Origin of the sequence: Bosea sp. BIWAKO-01 (genome assembly GCF_001748145.1) — a bacterium.
Lineage (GTDB): Bacteria > Pseudomonadota > Alphaproteobacteria > Rhizobiales > Beijerinckiaceae > Allobosea.
In genome coordinates this window covers 669,506-686,779 of sequence record NZ_BCQA01000001.1, presented here as the reverse complement: position 1 = coordinate 686,779, position 17,274 = coordinate 669,506, and the positions used below count along the sequence as shown (strand labels likewise).

The 17,274-nt window shown below is 65.9% G+C and carries 13 protein-coding genes; 1 reads left to right on the top strand and 12 read right to left on the bottom strand.

The annotated features are described in order from the left end of the window. Window positions 1–28: 28 nt before the first annotated feature. Genes BIWAKO_RS03145 through xdhA form a run of 6 tightly spaced genes read right to left on the bottom strand, consistent with a single transcriptional unit; the run spans window position 29 to window position 8,264 of the window. Window positions 29–952, bottom strand: coding sequence for an ABC transporter permease (locus tag BIWAKO_RS03145; RefSeq protein WP_069877304.1), 924 nt, complete (start codon window positions 950–952; stop codon window positions 29–31). Continuing rightward, a complete protein-coding gene (locus tag BIWAKO_RS03140) occupies window positions 949–2,028 on the bottom strand; it encodes an ABC transporter permease (protein WP_069877303.1) in 1,080 nt (359 codons plus the stop codon). The genes BIWAKO_RS03145 and BIWAKO_RS03140 overlap by 4 nt, the downstream gene beginning before the upstream one ends. After that, the gene (locus BIWAKO_RS03135; RefSeq protein WP_069877302.1) at window positions 2,021–3,586 is read right to left on the bottom strand and encodes an ABC transporter ATP-binding protein; all 1,566 of its coding nucleotides are present in this window, start codon (window positions 3,584–3,586) and stop codon (window positions 2,021–2,023) included. Before BIWAKO_RS03135 ends, BIWAKO_RS03140 begins: the two co-directional genes overlap by 8 nt. Then, window positions 3,567–4,445 (bottom strand): xanthine dehydrogenase accessory protein XdhC, encoded by an 879-nt coding sequence (gene xdhC, locus BIWAKO_RS03130; RefSeq protein WP_069877301.1) that lies wholly within the window; start codon window positions 4,443–4,445, stop codon window positions 3,567–3,569. Before xdhC ends, BIWAKO_RS03135 begins: the two co-directional genes overlap by 20 nt. Continuing rightward, a complete protein-coding gene (xdhB, locus tag BIWAKO_RS03125) occupies window positions 4,442–6,793 on the bottom strand; it encodes a xanthine dehydrogenase molybdopterin binding subunit (protein WP_069877300.1) in 2,352 nt (783 codons plus the stop codon). The genes xdhC and xdhB overlap by 4 nt, the downstream gene beginning before the upstream one ends. Next, window positions 6,786–8,264: a xanthine dehydrogenase small subunit gene (gene xdhA, locus BIWAKO_RS03120; protein WP_069877299.1), complete on the bottom strand. Its 1,479-nt coding sequence runs from the start codon at window positions 8,262–8,264 to the stop codon at window positions 6,786–6,788. Before xdhA ends, xdhB begins: the two co-directional genes overlap by 8 nt. Before the next feature lie 117 nt (window positions 8,265–8,381). Here xdhA and guaD point away from each other — a divergent pair, with 117 nt between their 5' ends. Then, the gene (guaD, locus tag BIWAKO_RS03115; protein WP_069877298.1) at window positions 8,382–9,722 is read left to right on the top strand and encodes a guanine deaminase; all 1,341 of its coding nucleotides are present in this window, start codon (window positions 8,382–8,384) and stop codon (window positions 9,720–9,722) included. Here the strand turns inward: guaD and BIWAKO_RS03110 are convergent. From BIWAKO_RS03110 to BIWAKO_RS03085, 6 genes are all read right to left on the bottom strand, one after another. Continuing rightward, window positions 9,683–10,540 (bottom strand): D-amino-acid transaminase, encoded by an 858-nt coding sequence (locus tag BIWAKO_RS03110; RefSeq protein WP_069877297.1) that lies wholly within the window; start codon window positions 10,538–10,540, stop codon window positions 9,683–9,685. The genes guaD and BIWAKO_RS03110 overlap by 40 nt on opposite strands. 162 nt (window positions 10,541–10,702) lie before the next feature. Beyond that, window positions 10,703–12,298 (bottom strand): ABC transporter ATP-binding protein, encoded by a 1,596-nt coding sequence (locus BIWAKO_RS03105; RefSeq protein WP_069882118.1) that lies wholly within the window; start codon window positions 12,296–12,298, stop codon window positions 10,703–10,705. A gap of 1 nt (window position 12,299) precedes the next feature. Next, entirely contained in the window at window positions 12,300–13,421 is a 1,122-nt protein-coding gene (locus BIWAKO_RS03100; RefSeq protein WP_069877296.1) for an ABC transporter permease subunit, read from the bottom strand. Between the two features lie 4 nt (window positions 13,422–13,425). Then, complete coding sequence (locus BIWAKO_RS03095; protein WP_069877295.1) at window positions 13,426–14,346, bottom strand: ABC transporter permease subunit; 921 nt, start codon at window positions 14,344–14,346, stop codon at window positions 13,426–13,428. A gap of 66 nt (window positions 14,347–14,412) precedes the next feature. After that, entirely contained in the window at window positions 14,413–16,014 is a 1,602-nt protein-coding gene (locus tag BIWAKO_RS03090; RefSeq protein ID WP_069877294.1) for a peptide ABC transporter substrate-binding protein, read from the bottom strand. Between the two features lie 131 nt (window positions 16,015–16,145). After that, a complete protein-coding gene (locus BIWAKO_RS03085) occupies window positions 16,146–17,264 on the bottom strand; it encodes a dienelactone hydrolase family protein (RefSeq protein ID WP_069877293.1) in 1,119 nt (372 codons plus the stop codon). Window positions 17,265–17,274 lie beyond the last annotated feature (10 nt).

The following is a 17,274-nucleotide window of genomic DNA, read 5'->3' as shown; positions in this document are numbered from 1 at the left end:
TACTCTCCCCACGGGGTTGGCGGCGTCGTCAGGACGCCGAGAAGGGTTTGCCGAGACATGCGGGCGCGTCGAGCCGGCCCGTCTTGCGACCGAGCGACATCATCGTCAGAACCAGGATTGTCGCAAGATAGGGGGCCATCGCCAGCACCTCCGGCGCCAGCCAGGTGATGCCGGCAGCCTTGGCCTGAAGCTCGAAGGTCATCACCGCGCCGAAGAGATAGGCCCCGAGCAGCAGCCGGCCGGGTTTCCAGGCGGAGAAGACCACGAGCGCGAGCGCGATCCAGCCGCGTCCGGCGGTCAGGCGGTCAGCCCACATCGGCGTCAGCGCCAGCGAGAAATAGGCGCCGCCGAGGCCCGCCAGCGCGCCGCCGAAGGCGATCGCCGCATAGCGGATGCCAATGACGGGATAGCCGATGGCATGGGCCGAGGCGTCATTCTCACCAACCGCCCGCAGGATCAATCCAGCGCGCGTCCGGCGCAGGAAGAGGCTCACGCCGAGAACCAGGGCAAGCGAGAGATAAACGATGATGTCGTGCCCGAAGAGCGCACGCAGCCAGGGATGGCCGGAAAGCGCTTCGGGAAACAGGGGGCCCAGACGATCGATCGTACGGCCGACAAAGCCGGCACCGATCAGCGACGAGGCGCCGACGCCGAAAATCGTCAGCGCCAGGCCCGTCGCGACCTGGTTGGCGGTCAGGCTGAGCGTCAGCACGGCGAAGATCATCGCGGTTCCGATACCGGCGATCACGGAGGCGATGAGGCCGAGCGCCACGCTGCCCGTGCTGAAGGCGACTGCGAAACCGGCGACGGCTCCGGTCAGCATCATGCCCTCGACACCGAGATTGAGCACGCCCGACTTCTCGACGACGAGCTCGCCGAGCGCCGCAAGCAGGATCGGCGTCGACGCTGCGACAAGCGTCATGATGATCGAGACCAGGATGATGCTGTTCATCGCGGCAGCACCTTCGCCGGCCTCGCCCTGAAGGCGATGCGATAACGGACCAGGACATCGGTCGCGAGCAGGAAGAACAGCAGCATCGCCTGGAACATCCCGGTCGCGGCCTGCGGCAGGCGCACGGTCGTCTGGGCGATTTCGCCGCCGACATAGGTTGCCGCCAGAACGACGCCGCCGAGCACGATGCCCAGCGGATGCAGGCGGCCCAGGAAGGCGACGATGATGGCGGTGAAACCGTAGCCGACCGGGAATTGCGGGGTGAGTTGGCTGAAGGGGCCTGCAGCCTCGAAGATGCCGGCGAGACCCGCAAGCCCGCCGCCGATCAGCAACGTCACCCAGGTCGTCCGCTCGGCGCTGAAGCCACCGTGACGCGCTGCGGCCGGTGCGAGCCCGACAACCTTCACCGCATAGCCGGCGGTCGTCTTTTCCAGCACGAGCCAGGCAATGACGGCAATGACGAGCGCGAGCGGAATGCCGAGATGGACGAGCGTCTCGGGGATGACGACGGGCAGCGTCTGATCGGCAGTGAACATGCGCGTCTGCGGGAAGTTGAAGCCGTCCGGATCCTTCCACGGGCCGCGCACGAGATAATACAGCACCTGCACCGCGACATAGGTCAGCATCAGGCTGGTCAGGATTTCGCTGACCTGAAGCCTGACGCGCAGCAGTGCCGGGACCGCGGCCCAGGCCATGCCGCCGAGAATGCCGGCAAGTGCCATGGCCGGCAGGATCCACCAGCCGCTCATCTCGTAGGTGGCGAGTGCAACGCCGGTGCCGGCGATGGCGCCCATGATATACTGGCCCTCGGCGCCGATATTCCAGACATTGGCGCGAAAGCCGATGGCGAGGCCGAGCGCGATCATCACCAGCGGCGCCGCCTTGACGCCGAGATCTGGCCAGCGATGCGGCTCGAGGAAGGGCACGAGGAAGAAGTCGAAGACCGCCGTCAGTCCGTCATAACCCATCGCCGTGAAGACCATCGCGCCGGTCGCCATGGTGAGCGCGATCGCGATCAGCGGGCTCAGATAGAGCATCGCCCGGCTTGGTTCGCGGCGGCGGCGCCATTCAAGCATGAAGCGGCGCTCCTTCGGGCTGGGCTGCGCCGTGAATGCCGCCCATCATCAGGCCGATCTCGTCGATCGCGAGCTCCGCGACCGGGCGCGGCGGCGAGAGCCGGCCCTCGTTGATGACGCTGAGCCGGTCGGCCAGTTCGAGCAGTTCGTCGAGGTCCTGCGAGATCACCACGACCGCAGAGCCCTTCGCCGCCAGATCGACGAGCGCCTGCCTGATCGCCGCTGCGGCGCCCGCGTCGACCCCCCAGGTCGGCTGCGAGACCACGAGGACACCTGGCTCCTGGCCGATCTCGCGGCCCATGATGAATTTCTGCAGATTGCCCCCGGACAATGAGCGGGCCGGAGAGCCTGGACCGGTGGTGCGCACATCGAACCGGCCGATGACAGCCTGGGCGAAGCGCCGAACCGCTCCGAGGCGGATGAAGCCGCGTGGCGCCAGTGGCAGCCGGTAGCGCGCCGTCAGGATGGCATTCTCGGCCAGCGAGAAATCCGGCACGGCGGCGTGCCCGTTGCGCTCCTCGGGAACGCAGGCGAGGCCGGCGCTGCGCCTCTCGCCTGCTCCCTCGCTGCCGACGGGCTTGCCGTCGAGCATGATGGCGTTCGGCACCGCGGCGAGCCGCTCGCCGGAGAGGGCGCCGAGCAGTTCGGCCTGGCCGTTGCCGGCGACGCCGGCGATGCCGAGGATCTCGCCGGCCCGCGCCTCGAAACTGATGTCGCGCAAGCTCGTGCCGAAAGGCGGTTCGCCGGGCAGGGAGAGGCCTGACACGATCAGCCGGCGCTTGCCGATCCTGCCGGTATGGGCGTTCTCGATCTGCCGCAATTCGGCGCCGATCATCAGCTCGGCCATGCGCCGTGTCGTCTCCTGCCGCGGGTCGCAGGTCGCGACGACCCGGCCGGCGCGCAGGATCGTGGCGGTGTCGCACAAGGCTTTGATCTCGTGCAGCTTGTGGCTGATGTAGAGGATCGAGCAGCCTTCGGACGCGATCTGCCGCAAGGTCTCGAACAGACGTTCGACCTCCTGCGGTGTCAGGACCGAAGTCGGCTCGTCCATGATCAAGAGCTTCGGCTTCTGCAGCAGGCAGCGGACGATCTCGATGCGCTGGCGCTCGCCGACCGAGAGCGTATGGACCTCGCGCTCGGGATCGAGCGGCAGCGAATAGCTCTGCAGAACCGTGGCGACGCGGGTCTTCAGCTCCTCGCGATCCACGGCCTCGTCGAGTCCGAGCGCGATATTCTCGATCACGGTCATCGCGTCGAACAGCGAGAAATGCTGGAAGACCATGCCGATGCCGAGCCGCCGCGCCGCCTTGGGCGAAGGGACCGAAACAGGCTGGCCATCCCAGGAGATGCTGCCCGAGTCGGCTTGCTGAACACCGTAGATGATCTTGACCAGCGTCGACTTGCCAGCTCCGTTCTCGCCCAGCAGAGCGTGAATCTCGCCGGGCTTCACGCTGAAGCTGATGTCGTCATTGGCTTTCACGCCGGGAAAGCTCTTGGAGATGCCCGACAGCACGAGTCGGGGCGGCGTATCCGTCCTGTCATGCGGCGACGCCGTCATCTCCTGCCCTTCTCCCCGGACCCTGTCGGCCCTGCGCCACGCTTTGCCCGGAAGCCCGTTGCTTGGCAAGCAAGCTCCGCACCAGCTCGGCCGCCGTCAAGGCGGCGATGACCTCGGGGCGCTTGTCGTCCACATCATCCCCGCCGATCGGGCAGGTCAGGCACGCCAGGGCATCGCTTGCAGGGTGGCGCCGGCGGAAGCTGGCAGCGAAGCGCGCGCGCTTCGTCGCCGAGCCTATCATGCCGACATAGGCGGCATCCCCGCGCAGAAGCGCTGCCTCGGTCAGCCGATAGTCGAGCGCATGGCTATGGGAGAGGATCACGAAGGCGGTGCCGGGCTGGGCCGATGCGATCGCCTCGACCGGATCGTCCAGTCGCTGACATGCGACCCCAACGGGAAGATCGTGCATCTGGCCTTCGCGGTCGTCGATCAGAATGACGCTCAGCGGCAGGCGCATGAGGGCCTCGGCAAGCGCGCGCCCGGTATGGCCGGCGCCGAGGATGAGGACGGCAGGCTGCGATGCGCGCCTTGCCGCTTCGGCGGCCTGGAGAGCCGCGAGATGGCACGGCCTGCCCCGCTCCAGCACGACACCGACCCGGCCGCCGCAGCACTGACCCATTTGTGGCCCGAGCGGAATATCGAGGCGTCGCGAGCTTTCGCCGCTCGCCAGCATCTCAAGGGCGATGTCGGTGCAGTGGAATTCGAGCTGGCCGCCGCCGATCGTCCCGGAATTGCCTTCGGCGGTGACGACCATCGTCGCGCCGGTTTCGCGTGGGGTCGATCCTTCGGCGCGCTCGATGCTGACAAGGATGGCGCCTTGCTCAAGATGGGCTTCGAGGAAAGTCGCCAGCCCGGTCATGGTGCCGCGCCCCGTGCCTGCTCCCGCATGCGGTCGACCGCATCGAGTACACGCTCCGGCGTCGCCGGGGCGTCAAGACGGGGACAGAAGCGATGGTCGCCGACGCTCGCGACCGCATCCGACAAGGCGTGGAGCACGCTGATCGCCAGCATCAGCGGCGGCTCTCCGACCGCCTTGGAGCGGTGGATCGTCGGCTCGCGATTGGGGGCGTTCTCGAGCAGCTCGACATTGAAGATGCGCGGTCGGTCGGAGGCGACGGGGATCTTGTAGGTCGAGGGCGCATGGGTCCTGAGCCGGCCCTTGTCGTCCCACCAGAGTTCCTCGGTGGTGAGCCAGCCCATGCCCTGCACGAAGCCGCCCTCGATCTGCCCCTTGTCGATCGCCGGGTTCAGCGAGGTGCCGCAATCATGCAGGATGTCGACCCGCTCGACCTTGTATTCGCCGGTGAGCGTGTCGATCGCGACTTCGGCCGCAGCCGCGCCATAGGCGAAATAATAGAACGGGTGGCCACTCCCTGCCTTGCGATCCCAATGGATCTTCGGCGTCGCGTAAAACCCGGTCGCCGAAAGCTGGACGCGGGCCATGTAGGCCGCCGCGACGAATTCGGCGAAACTCATCTCCTGCGTGCCGATCCTGATCCGGCCCGGCAGGAAGGCAATCTCCTCGGCTGAAACTTCCCAACGCTTCGACGCGAAGGCGACGAGCCGTGCCTTGATCGTCTCGCAAGCATCGAGCGCGGCCATGCCGTTGAGATCGGAGCCGGAGGATGCGGCCGTCGCCGAGGTGTTCGGCACCTTGCCGGTGGTCGTCGCGGTGATCTTGATCTGGTCGAGGCCGATCCCGAAAGCCTGCGCCACGACCTGCGCCACCTTCACATAGAGGCCCTGGCCCATTTCGGTGCCGCCATGGTTCAGCGCCACCGTGCCGTCCGTATAGACATGCACCAGGGCGCCTGCCTGATTGTACCAGGTCGCCGTGAAGGAGATCCCGAACTTGACCGGGGTCAGCGCGATGCCGCGTTTGATGACCGGGCTCTTGCGGTTGGCCTCGCGGATCGCCGTTTGGCGCTCGCGGTAATCGCAGCGCCGTTCAAGCTCGGCGATCACGTCGCCGGCGATATTGTCCTCGACCTGCTGGTGATAGGGCGTAATGTCGCGGCCGGCCGCGCCGTAGAGATTGCGCCTGCGGATCTCGAGCGGGTCGAGCCCAGTCGCAAAGGCGACCTCCTCGATGAAGCGTTCCGCCCCGACCATGCCCTGGGGGCCGCCGAAGCCGCGGAAAGCCGTGTTCGAAACGGTGTTGGTCCACAGTGGCTGCGAACGCCCGCGCACCGCCGGGTAGAAATAGCAATTGTCCATATGGAACAGCGCGCGGTCGGTGACCGGGCCCGAGAGATCGGCGTTCCAGCCGCAGCGCGCCGCATAGACCGCGTCCACCGCGTGAATATGCCCCTCGTCATCGAAACCGATCTCGTAATCGACCACGAAATCATGGCGCTTGCCGGTGATGACCATGTCGTCGTCGCGGTCGGGCCGGAGCTTGACCGGGCGCTTCAGCTTGCGGGCAGCGAGCGCGGCGACGCAGGCGAAGAGATTGGCCTGCGTCTCCTTGCCGCCAAAGCCGCCACCCATGCGCCGCACCTCGATGGTGACGGCGTGGGAACCGACGGCGAGCACCTGCGCGACCATGTGCTGGACTTCGCTCGGATGCTGCGTCGAGGACAGCACCTGCATGTCTTCGTCCTCGCCGGGGATGGCGAGCGCGATCTGGCTCTCCAGATAGAAATGATCCTGCCCGCCGATCTCCATCGACCCCTTGAGCCGGCGCGGGCTGGTAGCAAGTGCATCGGCCACATCGCCGCGCTCCAGTTTCAGCGGGTCGGTGACAAGCGCGCCGCCGGCCGCGCGGGCCGCTGCGACATCCAGTAGCGGAGCGGCTTCCTCATAGGCGGCCTTGGCCAGCGCGGCGGCGCGGCGCGCCAGATCCCGCGTTTCCGCCACGACCGCGAAAAGCGGCTGGCCGTGATGCAGGATAGTCTGCGTCGTGAAGACAGGCTCGTCATGTCGATGCGTCGAGCTGATGTCGTTCGCGCCCGGAATATCCTCGGCCGTCAGCACGGTGAGAACGCCGGGTGCCGTGCGCACGGCCGCGAGGTCGAGCGATATCAGCCGCCCATGCGCGACCTGGGAAAGCCCGAGATAGGCATGCGCGAGGCCGGCAGGCTCTGCGATATCGTCGATATAGAGGGCTTCACCCGCGACATGCTTGGCGGCGGAATCATGATTGCTGGTCCGGCCGAGCGGCCCGGCCATGACCTCGGACTCAAGCCGTTTGCGCGCGTCAGCCATGGGCAGCCTCCGCAAGCAGGCCCGCGACGCGGGTGTCGACGTCAGGCGCCGTCGTTTCGATCAGGAACCGGCGCAGGAGATTGCCGGCCACCTTCTGCCGGTACGCCGCCGAGGCGCGCATGTCGCTCAGCGGTGTGAAATCCCGGGGCAGGGCGGCGATGGCGGCCGCGATGGCAGCCTCGTCCCAATCCCTCCCCAGCAGCGCGGCTTCCGCGGCGGCGGCCCGTTTCGGGATACCGGCCATGCCGCCATAGGCGAGCCGTACCTCGCTCACCCGATTGGCTTCGTCGAGACGCAGCAGGAAGGCGCCGCACACCGCCGAGATATCTTCGTCGAAGCGCTTTGAGATCTTCGAAATGTGGAACAGAGCGTCACTCTGCAGTTTTGGCACCAGCACCGCCTCGACGAATTCGCCTGGCTTCCGGTCCTGGCGGCGATAGTCGAGGAAGAAGGCTTCGAGCGGCAGCGCGCGCCGCTCGGTGCCGCGCCGCAGCACCAGGGTTGCACCAAGCGCAATCAGCGCTGGCGGCAGATCGCCGATCGGTGAGCCATTGGCGATATTGCCGCCGATCGTCCCGGCATTGCGCACCTGCTCGCCGCCGAAGCGGCGCATCAGCTCGTCGAGCTGCGGCGAGAGTGCCGCGAGTGCCTCGCGGACATCGATATGGTTCGCCATGGCGCCGATGCGCAGATGGTCGCCCTCGTCCCTGACTGCACGCAGGTCCTCGACGCGGCCGAGATAGATGGTGGTTTGCGGTTGCTGCATCCCCTTGGTGATCCAGAGGCCGACATCGGTCGCGCCGGCCACGAGAACGGCCTCGGGGTGGGAGATGACGAGATCGGCGAGGGCATCGGCTGTCGCCGGCGACAGGAAGCGTCGCGTGCCATGGGCGAGTGTCAGCGTCTCCTGATCCGCGAAAGCGTGCAGCCGGGCGGCAATGCCGGGCGCCGAAAGCGCGAAGCGATCCTGCGTCCGGTCGGTGTGTTCGTAGAGGCGACGGGCCGCGGTGATGATCGGCTCATAGCCGGTACAGCGGCAGAGATTGCCCGCGAGCGCGTCCTCGATTCGCCCCAGTTCCGGCGCGGGCTCGTTAAGCCAGAGCGCAAGGAGCGACATCACGAAGCCCGGTGTGCAGAAGCCGCATTGCGAGCCATGGCAATCGACCATCGCCTGCTGCACCGGGTGCAGGCGTCCGTCCGCGCCCTTCAGGTGTTCGATGGTGAGCAGATGGCAGCCATCGAGTGTCGGCAGGAAGCGGATGCAGGCGTTGATCGCCTCATAGCGCAATCGGCCGCCGTCGAGCCGCCCGACGACGACGGTGCAGGCTCCGCAATCGCCTTCGGCGCAACCTTCCTTCGTGCCGGTCCGGCGGCGCTCGAGGCGCAGCCAGTCGAGCAGCGTCAGGGTCGGATCGCAGGACGCGATCTCGACCAGCTCATCGCCGTAGAGGAAACGCATTGTCTCACGCATGGCGGCCCGGCCGCTCACAGATCCAAATCATGCCTCCAGATTAGGCATGTTCGACGCTTGGCCGAAAGCTTTGATTTGGTGCAGATATGACGTGATTTTGAGCCGGAGCACGAGCCCGTGAACGAAGACCGTCGCCTTCGCGCCCTGCGTGGCCGCCTGCTCTGGTTCGTCGGCGATCCCGAGACGTCCGGCGACGCGGCGCATCGCTTCATCGGGGATGGCCTGGTCGTCATCGCCGACGGATTGATCAAGGCCGTCGGCGCCGCATCGGAGCTGCTGCCGACGCTGCCGGAGGGGGCCGAAATCGTCGATCACCGGCCGAACCTGATCATGCCGGGCTTCATCGACGCGCATCTGCACATGCCGCAGACCCAGGTGATCGCCTCCTATGGTGCGCAACTGATGGAGTGGCTGAACAAATACACCTTCGTCGAGGAGCAGAAGCTGGCGCAGCAGGGACATCCGGAGAAGCTGACGCGTTTCCTGCTGGACGAGTTGCTGGCGAGCGGCACCACCACGGCAGCCGTCTACTGCTCCGTTCACCGTCAATCGGCCGAAGCCTTCTTTGCCGAATCGGAGCGCCGCAACACGCGGATGATCGCCGGCAAGGTGATGATGGACCGCAACGCCCCAGCGGCGCTGACCGACACGGCCGAGAGCAGCTATGCCGACAGCAAGGCCCTGATCGAGCGCTGGCACGGCCGGGGACGCCAGCTCTATGCGATCACGCCGCGCTTCGCGGTGACCTCGACGCCGGAGCAACTGGCGGCCGCCGGGCGGCTCGCCGCGGAACATCCGGACTGCTTCGTCCAGACCCATATCAACGAGAACCAGGCCGAGATCTCGTTGGCCTGCCAGCTCTATCCGGATGCCGATGATTATGCCGGCATCTATCGGGATTATGGCCTGCTCGGCCGCAAGAGCCTGATGGGCCACTGCATCCACATGACCAAGCATGAATGGCGTGCCTTTGCCGAGGCCGGAGCCGTCGCGGTGTTCTGTCCGACGTCGAACCTCTTCCTCGGTTCAGGCCTGTTCGACTGGGCCCGGGCGAAGCGGGAAGGCGTACGGGTTGCGGTCGCGACCGATATCGGCGGCGGCACCAGCTACTCGATGCTGCGGACCATGGCCGAGGCCTACAAGGTGCTGCAGCTGCAGGGCCAATCGCTTTCCGCCTTCGCGGCGCTCCATGCCATCACGCGCGGCAATGCGGTGGCGTTGGGGCTCGATCATCTCATCGGCTCGCTCGAGCCTGGCCGTGAGGCGGATGTCGTGGTGCTCGACCCGGGCGCGACGCGGGCGATGGCGCATCGGCTGGAAACGGCGCGCGATCTGGCCGAGGAACTCTTCGCGCTCGTCACCCTGGGTGACGAGCGCAATGTCGCCGCGACCTATGTCGCGGGGGAGCGCGTGGGCGATCAGCCCAGCACGCCGCCCTTCCTGGCGAAGTCGATATAGATCTCGCGCAGGCGGATCGCGGTTGGTCCCGGCGCGCCATTATGGATCGTGTGACCGTCGATCGAGACCACCGGCATCACGAAGCTGTTGGCCGAGGTGATGAAGGCCTCCTCTGCATCGAGCGCCTCATCCAGCGTGAACGTGCGCTCCTCGAAGGTGAAGCCGGTTTCGGCGAGGAAAGCCAGCACAGCCTTGCGGGTGATGCCCGGCAGGACCTTGTTCGAGAGCGGCCGCGAGATCAGCGTCTTGCCCTTGACGATCCAGGCGGTCGAAGACGCACCTTCGGTGACGACGCCGTCTTCCACCAGCCAGGCTTCCTGCGCGCCGCTTTCTGCGGCGAACTGCTTGGCCAGCACCGGTCCGAGCAGGTTGACGCTCTTGATGTCCCGGCGGGCCCAGCGCAGGTCCGGGCAGGAGACGACCTTGATCCCGGTCTTGGCGGCGGGCGCCTCGCTCAGGTTGCGGGCCTGCGAGAACATCACCAGGGTCGGCGCCACATCCTTCGGGAAGGCGAAGTCACGGTCGGCAGCGCCGCGCGAGACCTGGAGATAGATGCCGCCCTCGTCGATATTGTTGAGCTTGATCAGCTCCTCATGGATGGCGGTCAGTTCGGCGCGTGACCAGGGCAGGGCGAGCCGGATTTCACCGCAGGAGCGTTCCAGCCGGGCGAGATGCGCGTCGCAGTCGACCAGCTTGCCGCCGAGCACGGCCGAGACCTCGTAGATGCCGTCGCCGAAGATGAAGCCGCGGTCGAAAATTGAGATCCTGGCCTCTTCCTCGGGCAGGTACTCACCATTCACATAGACAATACGGCTCATCGGCTTCGGTCTCGTGGTTGAAGGAACGTCGGCATTGGTAGCGGAGGCGCGGGCGGGAGGCGAGTGCCAAAGCCGGCTTGCAGATCGGCGTCGGGCGCAACACTGCCGCACCGAAGGGACGAGGATCGTCGCGGCCACCGGGCCGGACCGGATATCTGCCGCTCAGGCCTTCAACGCGGCCGCGATCAGTCTCTGCGTGTAGCTTTCGCGCGGCGCGGCGAAAATCGCCTCGGTCGGCCCGCTTTCGACGACGCTGCCATCCTTCATCACCATGATCGTGTCGGCCATGGCGCGGACCACGGCGAGGTCGTGGCTGATGAAGAGATAGGAGAGGTCGTGGCGGGCCTGAAGGTCCTTGAGCAACGCCACGATGCTCTTCTGCACGGTCCGATCGAGCGCCGAGGTCGGCTCGTCCAGCACGACCAGCGCCGGGTGCAGGATCATGGCCCGCGCGATCGCGATGCGTTGGCGCTGGCCGCCCGAGAATTCGTGCGGATAGCGGTTGCGCAGGCGCGGATCGAGCGAGACCTCCTCCAGGGCCTGCGCCGCGCGCATGTCGCGCTCGGCGCGCGTCAGATGGGGCGCGTGGACCACCAGCCCCTCGCTGACGATTTCGCCTACGGTCAGCCGCGGCGAGAGCGAGCCGAACGGGTCCTGGAAGACGACCTGCAGGCTCTTGCGCAGCGGCCGCATCTGCGCGCGATCGAGCGGCGCCAGCGCCCTGTCCTCGAACCGGATCTGCCCGCTGGCTGGCACGAGCCTGAGGAGCGCCTTTCCCAGCGTCGACTTTCCCGAGCCAGACTCCCCGACGATGCCGATGGTCTGGCCGCGCTGCAGGGTCAGATCGACGCCGTCGACGGCGTGGAGCAGGGCGTTCTTGCGCTTGAGAAAGCCACGACCGAGATCGTAGCTGACGCGCAGGTCACGGGCCTCGAGCAGGATCGGGGCGCCCTTCGGCGCAGGTTGCTTTTGGCCTGCGGGCTCTGCCGAGAGCAGCAGCCTGGTATAGGGATGGCTCGGTGCTGCGAAGAGGGCCTCGGTGCTTCCGCTCTCCACCACCTCGCCGGACTTCATGACATAGACGCGCTCTGCATATTTCCGCACCAGCCCGAGATCATGGCTGATCAGGATGACGGCCATGCCGAGCCGCTTTCTGAGATCGGCGATCAGCGCCAGGATCTCGGCCTCGATGGTGACGTCGAGCGCCGTCGTAGGTTCGTCGGCAATCAGGATATCGGGGTCATTGGCCAGCGCCATGGCGATCATGACGCGTTGGCGCTGGCCGCCCGAGAGCTCGTGCGGATAGGCATCGAGCCGCTCCTGCGGCCTGGGAATCTGGACGAGTTTCAGGAGTTCGAGCGCCCGCGCCCGCGCGGCGCTGCGTGACAATCCCTGGTGCTTGCGCAGAGGCGCGGCCATCTGGCTGCCGATCCGGAACAGCGGATCGAGCGATGTCATGGGCTCCTGGAAAATCATCGCGAGCTTCCGGCCGCGATAGGCATTGAGTTGCTTGGGTTTCAGCCCGAGCAGCTCCGTGCCGCGATAGCGGATAGAGCCTTCCGCCTCGCCATTCCCTGCGAGCAGGCCCATCGCGGCCATCACGGTCTGGCTTTTTCCGGACCCGGATTCGCCGACGATGGCGACGAATTCGCCGGCACCGACAGTGATATCGACGCCGTTCACCGCATCGAGCAGGCCGTCATTGGTCCGGAAGCGCACGCGCAGGTCGCGGATGTCGAGGATCGGAGCGTCCGCCATCTCAGCGATCCCTGGGATCGAGCGCGTCGCGCAGGCCATCGCCGAGGAAGTTCAGCGCGAACAGCGTGGTCACCAGGAAGCTCGCCGGGAAGATCAGCATCCAGGGAGCGCCCTGGATCGAGCGGGCGCCGTCCGAGATCAGCACGCCCCAGCTCGTCATCGGCTCCTGCACGCCAAGGCCGAGGAAGGAGAGAAAGCTCTCGAGCAGGATGATCTTCGGCACTAGCAGCGTGACATAGATGATGACCGGGCCAAGCGTGTTGGGAATGACATGGCGCTTCAGGATGCCGCCGGTCGTGACGCCGAGCGCCTCGGCTGCCAGCACATATTCCTGTCGCTTGATCGAGAGTGTCTGTCCGCGGACGATCCGGGCCATGTCGAGCCATTCGATCGCGCCGACGGCGAGGAACATCAGGATGAAATTCCGGCCGAAGAAGACGACCAGCAGGATGACGAAGAAGATGAAGGGCAGCGAATAGAGCACGTCGACGATGCGCATCATCAGCATGTCGATGCGTCCGCCGAGATAGCCCGCCGTGGCGCCGTAGCTGACGCCGATCACGAGCGCGACACCCGTCGCGAGCAACCCTATCGCCAGCGAGACCCGCCCGGCGATCAGCGTACGGGTCAGCAGGTCGCGGCCATTGGCATCGGTGCCGAACCAGAAGCGCTGCCGCTTGATCGGCACCTCCAGCGAGAGCCTCCGACCATCCTCCTCATTGGTCAGGATCTTCGGCGTTCCGAACTGATCGGAGCGATCGAAATAGACGAGAAGCCGCTGATCGATCGGGCGCTGTGACGTCAGCGTCAGGCGCACGCCGTCCTGGCTTATTGCGACATCGCCCGCCGTTGCCCGGACGCGCGAGGCGATGCGCTGCACGGCGGCCGGTATCGCCTCGGCCTTGGGATAGCTCTCGATGCTGGCGGGCACACGGACATAGTCCTGGTAGACCCGATCATGCGGATGCCCGGTCAGCAACGGGCCGATCAGGCAGGCCAGCGTCATCAGCGCCAGCACGATCAGGCTCGCGACCGCCGCACGGTTGCGCATCAGGCGGATGCGCGCATCCTGCCAGAGTGAGCGCCCGGTGACGGGCAGGGGGGCAAGCGTGATCTCGCTCATGCGCTCACTCCAGCCTGACGCGCGGATCGAGCAGCGCATAGAGGACATCGACGACGAGATTGAAGACCAGCACGAAGATCGCGACGACGACGACCGTGCCCATCACCAGGGTGTAGTCGCGGTTGAGCGCGCCCTCGACGAAATAGCGGCCGATGCCGGGAACGGCGAAGATGCTCTCGACCACGACCGAGCCCGTCAGCAAGGCCGCGGCGGCCGGACCGAGATAGGAGACGACGGGCAAGGCCGCGCCACGCAGGGCATGCAGCGCGACCGTCACGCTGGAAAGCCCTTGTGCCCGCAAGGTGCGGATATGGTTGGCGCGCAGGGTCTCGATCATCGCCGCGCGGGTCATCCGCGCGATCACCGCGATCTGCGGCAGCGCCAGCGTCACGATTGGTAGGATGGTGTTGCGGGCAGCACCGCCATTCCAGCCGCCGACCGGCAACCAGGCCAGCATCAGCCCGAAGACGATCTGCAGCACGGGCGCGACCACGAAATTGGGAATGGTGATGCCGGCCGTGGCAAAACCCATCACCGCATGGTCGGCATGCGCGTTCTGGCGGAAGGCTGCGAGCACGCCGAGCGGGCCGCCGATCAGCAGGGCAAGAGCGAGCGCCGATGCTCCCAGCCGCATCGAGACCGGCAGCCCCTGCGCGAAGAGTTCGGCGATGGAGAAGTCGCGGAAGTAGAAGGAAGGGCCGAAATCACCCCTGATCAATGCTGCGAGATAGGTCAGATACTGCTGATAGAGAGGGCGATCGAGCTGATAGATCCTGCGCAGGTTCTCCATCACCTTTGCTTCCAGCGGCTGTTCGAGGTCGAACGGCCCGCCCGGTGCGACGCGCATCAGGAAGAAGGAAATCGTCACGATCACGAACAGGGTCGGGATCGCGATGGCGAGGCGACGCAGGATGAAGGAGAGCATTCTGAATGAACCGGGCCGTCTGCGGTGTCGTGACCGGGCCAGGCCCGGTCACGAAGCGCGGGTTTCTTACGGCTTCAGGCTCATGAAGCGTGTCGGCAGTGCGCCGCGGAGATTTTGCTGGAAGCCGACGAGCTTGGGCGAGACCAGGTTCTTCGACGAATAGAACATCACCGGGATCCACGGCACCTCGGCAGCGAGGATCGCGTCGGCCTCGCGCAGGATCGCGGCGCGCTTGGTCAGGTCGATCTCGTCGGCTGCCTTGGCAAGCAAGCCATCGAAGGTCGGATTGTTGTACTTGCCGGAATTGAACCCCTTGTTGTCGCTGAGGAATAGGAACAGGAAGTTCTGTGGGTCCGAAAAATCGCCGATCCAGCCATAGCGGGCGATGTCGAAATCGCCACCATCACGCAAAAAGGCGAAATGGGTCTTGCCGTCGGTGTTGATGAAGCTGGTCTCGACGCCGAGCGCCTTCCACTGCTCGGCGATGGCGATGACGGTGCGTCGGTTATTGTCGGTCGTGTTGTAGCGGAGCTGTATCTTCAAGGGCGTGCCGGGTCCGAAGCCCGCATCCTTGAGCAGCTGCTTGGCCTTCTCCTCGCGGTCGAGCGGCGAGGCGTTCTTGAAGTCGGCTTCGGCGGCCGTGCCGTAATTTCCGATATTCGGCGGAATGACGCCATAGGCCGGCAGCATCGTGCCGCCCCAGATCTCGTCGGCGATGAACTCACGGTCGAGCACCATGGACAGGGCCTGGCGGACGCGGACATCGTCGAAGGGCTTCTTCGAGCTGTTGATGATGAGGAAATAGGTGCCGAGATAGGGCGCGATCTTGACCTGATCGCCCAGTTTTTCGCGCAGCTGCTTGATCTGGTCGGCAGGAATGTCGGTCGTCATATGCAGTTCGCCGGCCTGGAAGCGCCGGGCGGCGGCGGCGAGATCCGGCGACGGATAATAGATCACCGTATCGATCTTGACGTTGGCCGCGTCGTGGAAGGCCTTGTTCTTTTCAAGCTTGATATGGGAGTTCGGCACGAACTCCTTGAGCACATAGGCGCCGTTCGAAACCCAGTTCTCCGGCTTGACGAAATCGCTACCGAATTTCTCGACGGAGGCCGGATGGACCGGAAGTCCGGTCTGGTGCGTCAGCAACTCGAGAAAATAGGGGGTCGATCGCTCCAGCTTGATCTCGAGCGTCCTGTCGTCGATGGCCGTCACCCCGAGATCGGCAAGCTTCGCGCCCCCGTCGCTCTTGTTGATCTTCTCCGCATTCAGGATCGGGTAGAGGATATTGGCGTACTTCGCTCCCGTCTCGGGGTTGACCATCCGCCGCAGCGAGAAGACGAAATCCGAGGCCTTGACCGCGTCCCCGTTCGACCATTTCGCATTGGGGCGCAGCTTGAACGTATAGGTCTTGCCGTCCGGGCTGATCGTCCAGCTTTCGGCCACGCCGGGCACGACGGTGCCGTTGATGTGGTGGATGACGAGCCCTTCGGAGAGATCACGCAGCAGATGGGCTTCCGACACGGTCGATGTCTTGTGCGCGTCGAGCGTCTCGGGATCGGAGTCGTTGCCGCGATGGAAGGTGACCTGGGCCTGCGCAGCCGTGGTAGTGGCGAGCGCCAGAACCGCGGCAAAGGCGAGCGGCGCCGCGCGGCGCGTGATCCTGAACATGACGAAACTCCCCTGAGGGCAGGTCTTCCTGCCTGTTCCTGACATGACCGGGAGAGTAGAGCGCGCTGCTTGCGCGCTGTCAAGCAGGAAAAAAACTTGCAGGCAGGAAAAGATCCTGATCCCCGTTTCGTTTACGGGGCACCGCCGGAGGGCAGCATGAACGTGTCGTTCTCGAAGGCGATCACGCAATCGCCAGCGGCCTTGGCACAATCGTTCAGCGTCGCTTCCCTGGCGCGGTCGAGCGTCTGGGAGCCGAAGGTGTAGCGGAAATGCTTGCGTGACCGGCTGAGCGCCATTGCCTTCTCGCCGGGTGCAGCAAAATACTGCTCGAATGCGGCGGCGCGCGCCGTCAGGCCTAGCTTGGCGAACAGGTCCTTTGCTTGCGCGGGCGACCAGGTCGGCAGCTTCCAGGCGCGCAACGAGGCGTCCACCTCGCGGAGCCAGAAGAAGCGGGCCTGCCCGTGACGAAAGATCAAGTGGCCGTTGGGCCTGATTTCGGGCAGCTCGACGAAGCGGATATCGCCACCGGCGTCGCGTGCAGCGCCGCGCATCCGGTCGACGAGCGCGGGCGGAAAGAGCTCGTCGTTCTTTGCGTAAATCCAAAGTTGTGGCGGCGCACCGGGCACTTGCCAACCCTTGACGATGCCGACCAGCGCATCGCGCGCCTTGTCGATGCAGTTGTCGATATTCAGGCCGCCTGCGACATTGACGATGCCACGCAAGCCGGCTGGTTTATGCTGGGCGAGTGCCAGAACCGCTGCGCCTCCCGCCGATTCTCCAACTGCAATGGCGCGCGTCGGGTCGACATCGTCGCGCTGCTGCAGCGTCCGCAGGGCGGCCTCGAGTTCGCCGGCATCCGCCTCGAACCGGCTGGTGAAATCGAGATCGGCGCAGGTGGTCGAGGCCGGGAAGGGCCCATCCGACTGGCCGAAACCACGGCGCATGACCACCGCTGCGAGCCAGCCACGCCGGGCAAAATCACGGGCGACGGTAGCGTAGGACGCCGCCCGCAAATCCCCCATGCTGACACTGCTCGAGGATTTGCCATGGGTGATCAGCGCCAGCGGAAGGCGGCCCTGCGCACGCTCCGGCCTGACGATCAGCGCCTCGAGCCTGACGTCACGCCCGTCGAGCTTGATCCGGAGGAATGTGTTCTCCTCGCGCAGGGGCTCCTGCGCGCTGGCCGCTGCAGCGGCCAGGATCGGAAGCATGAAAGCCGCGAGCCGCAGCAGCACCCTAATGATGCGCATGGCCTGTTCC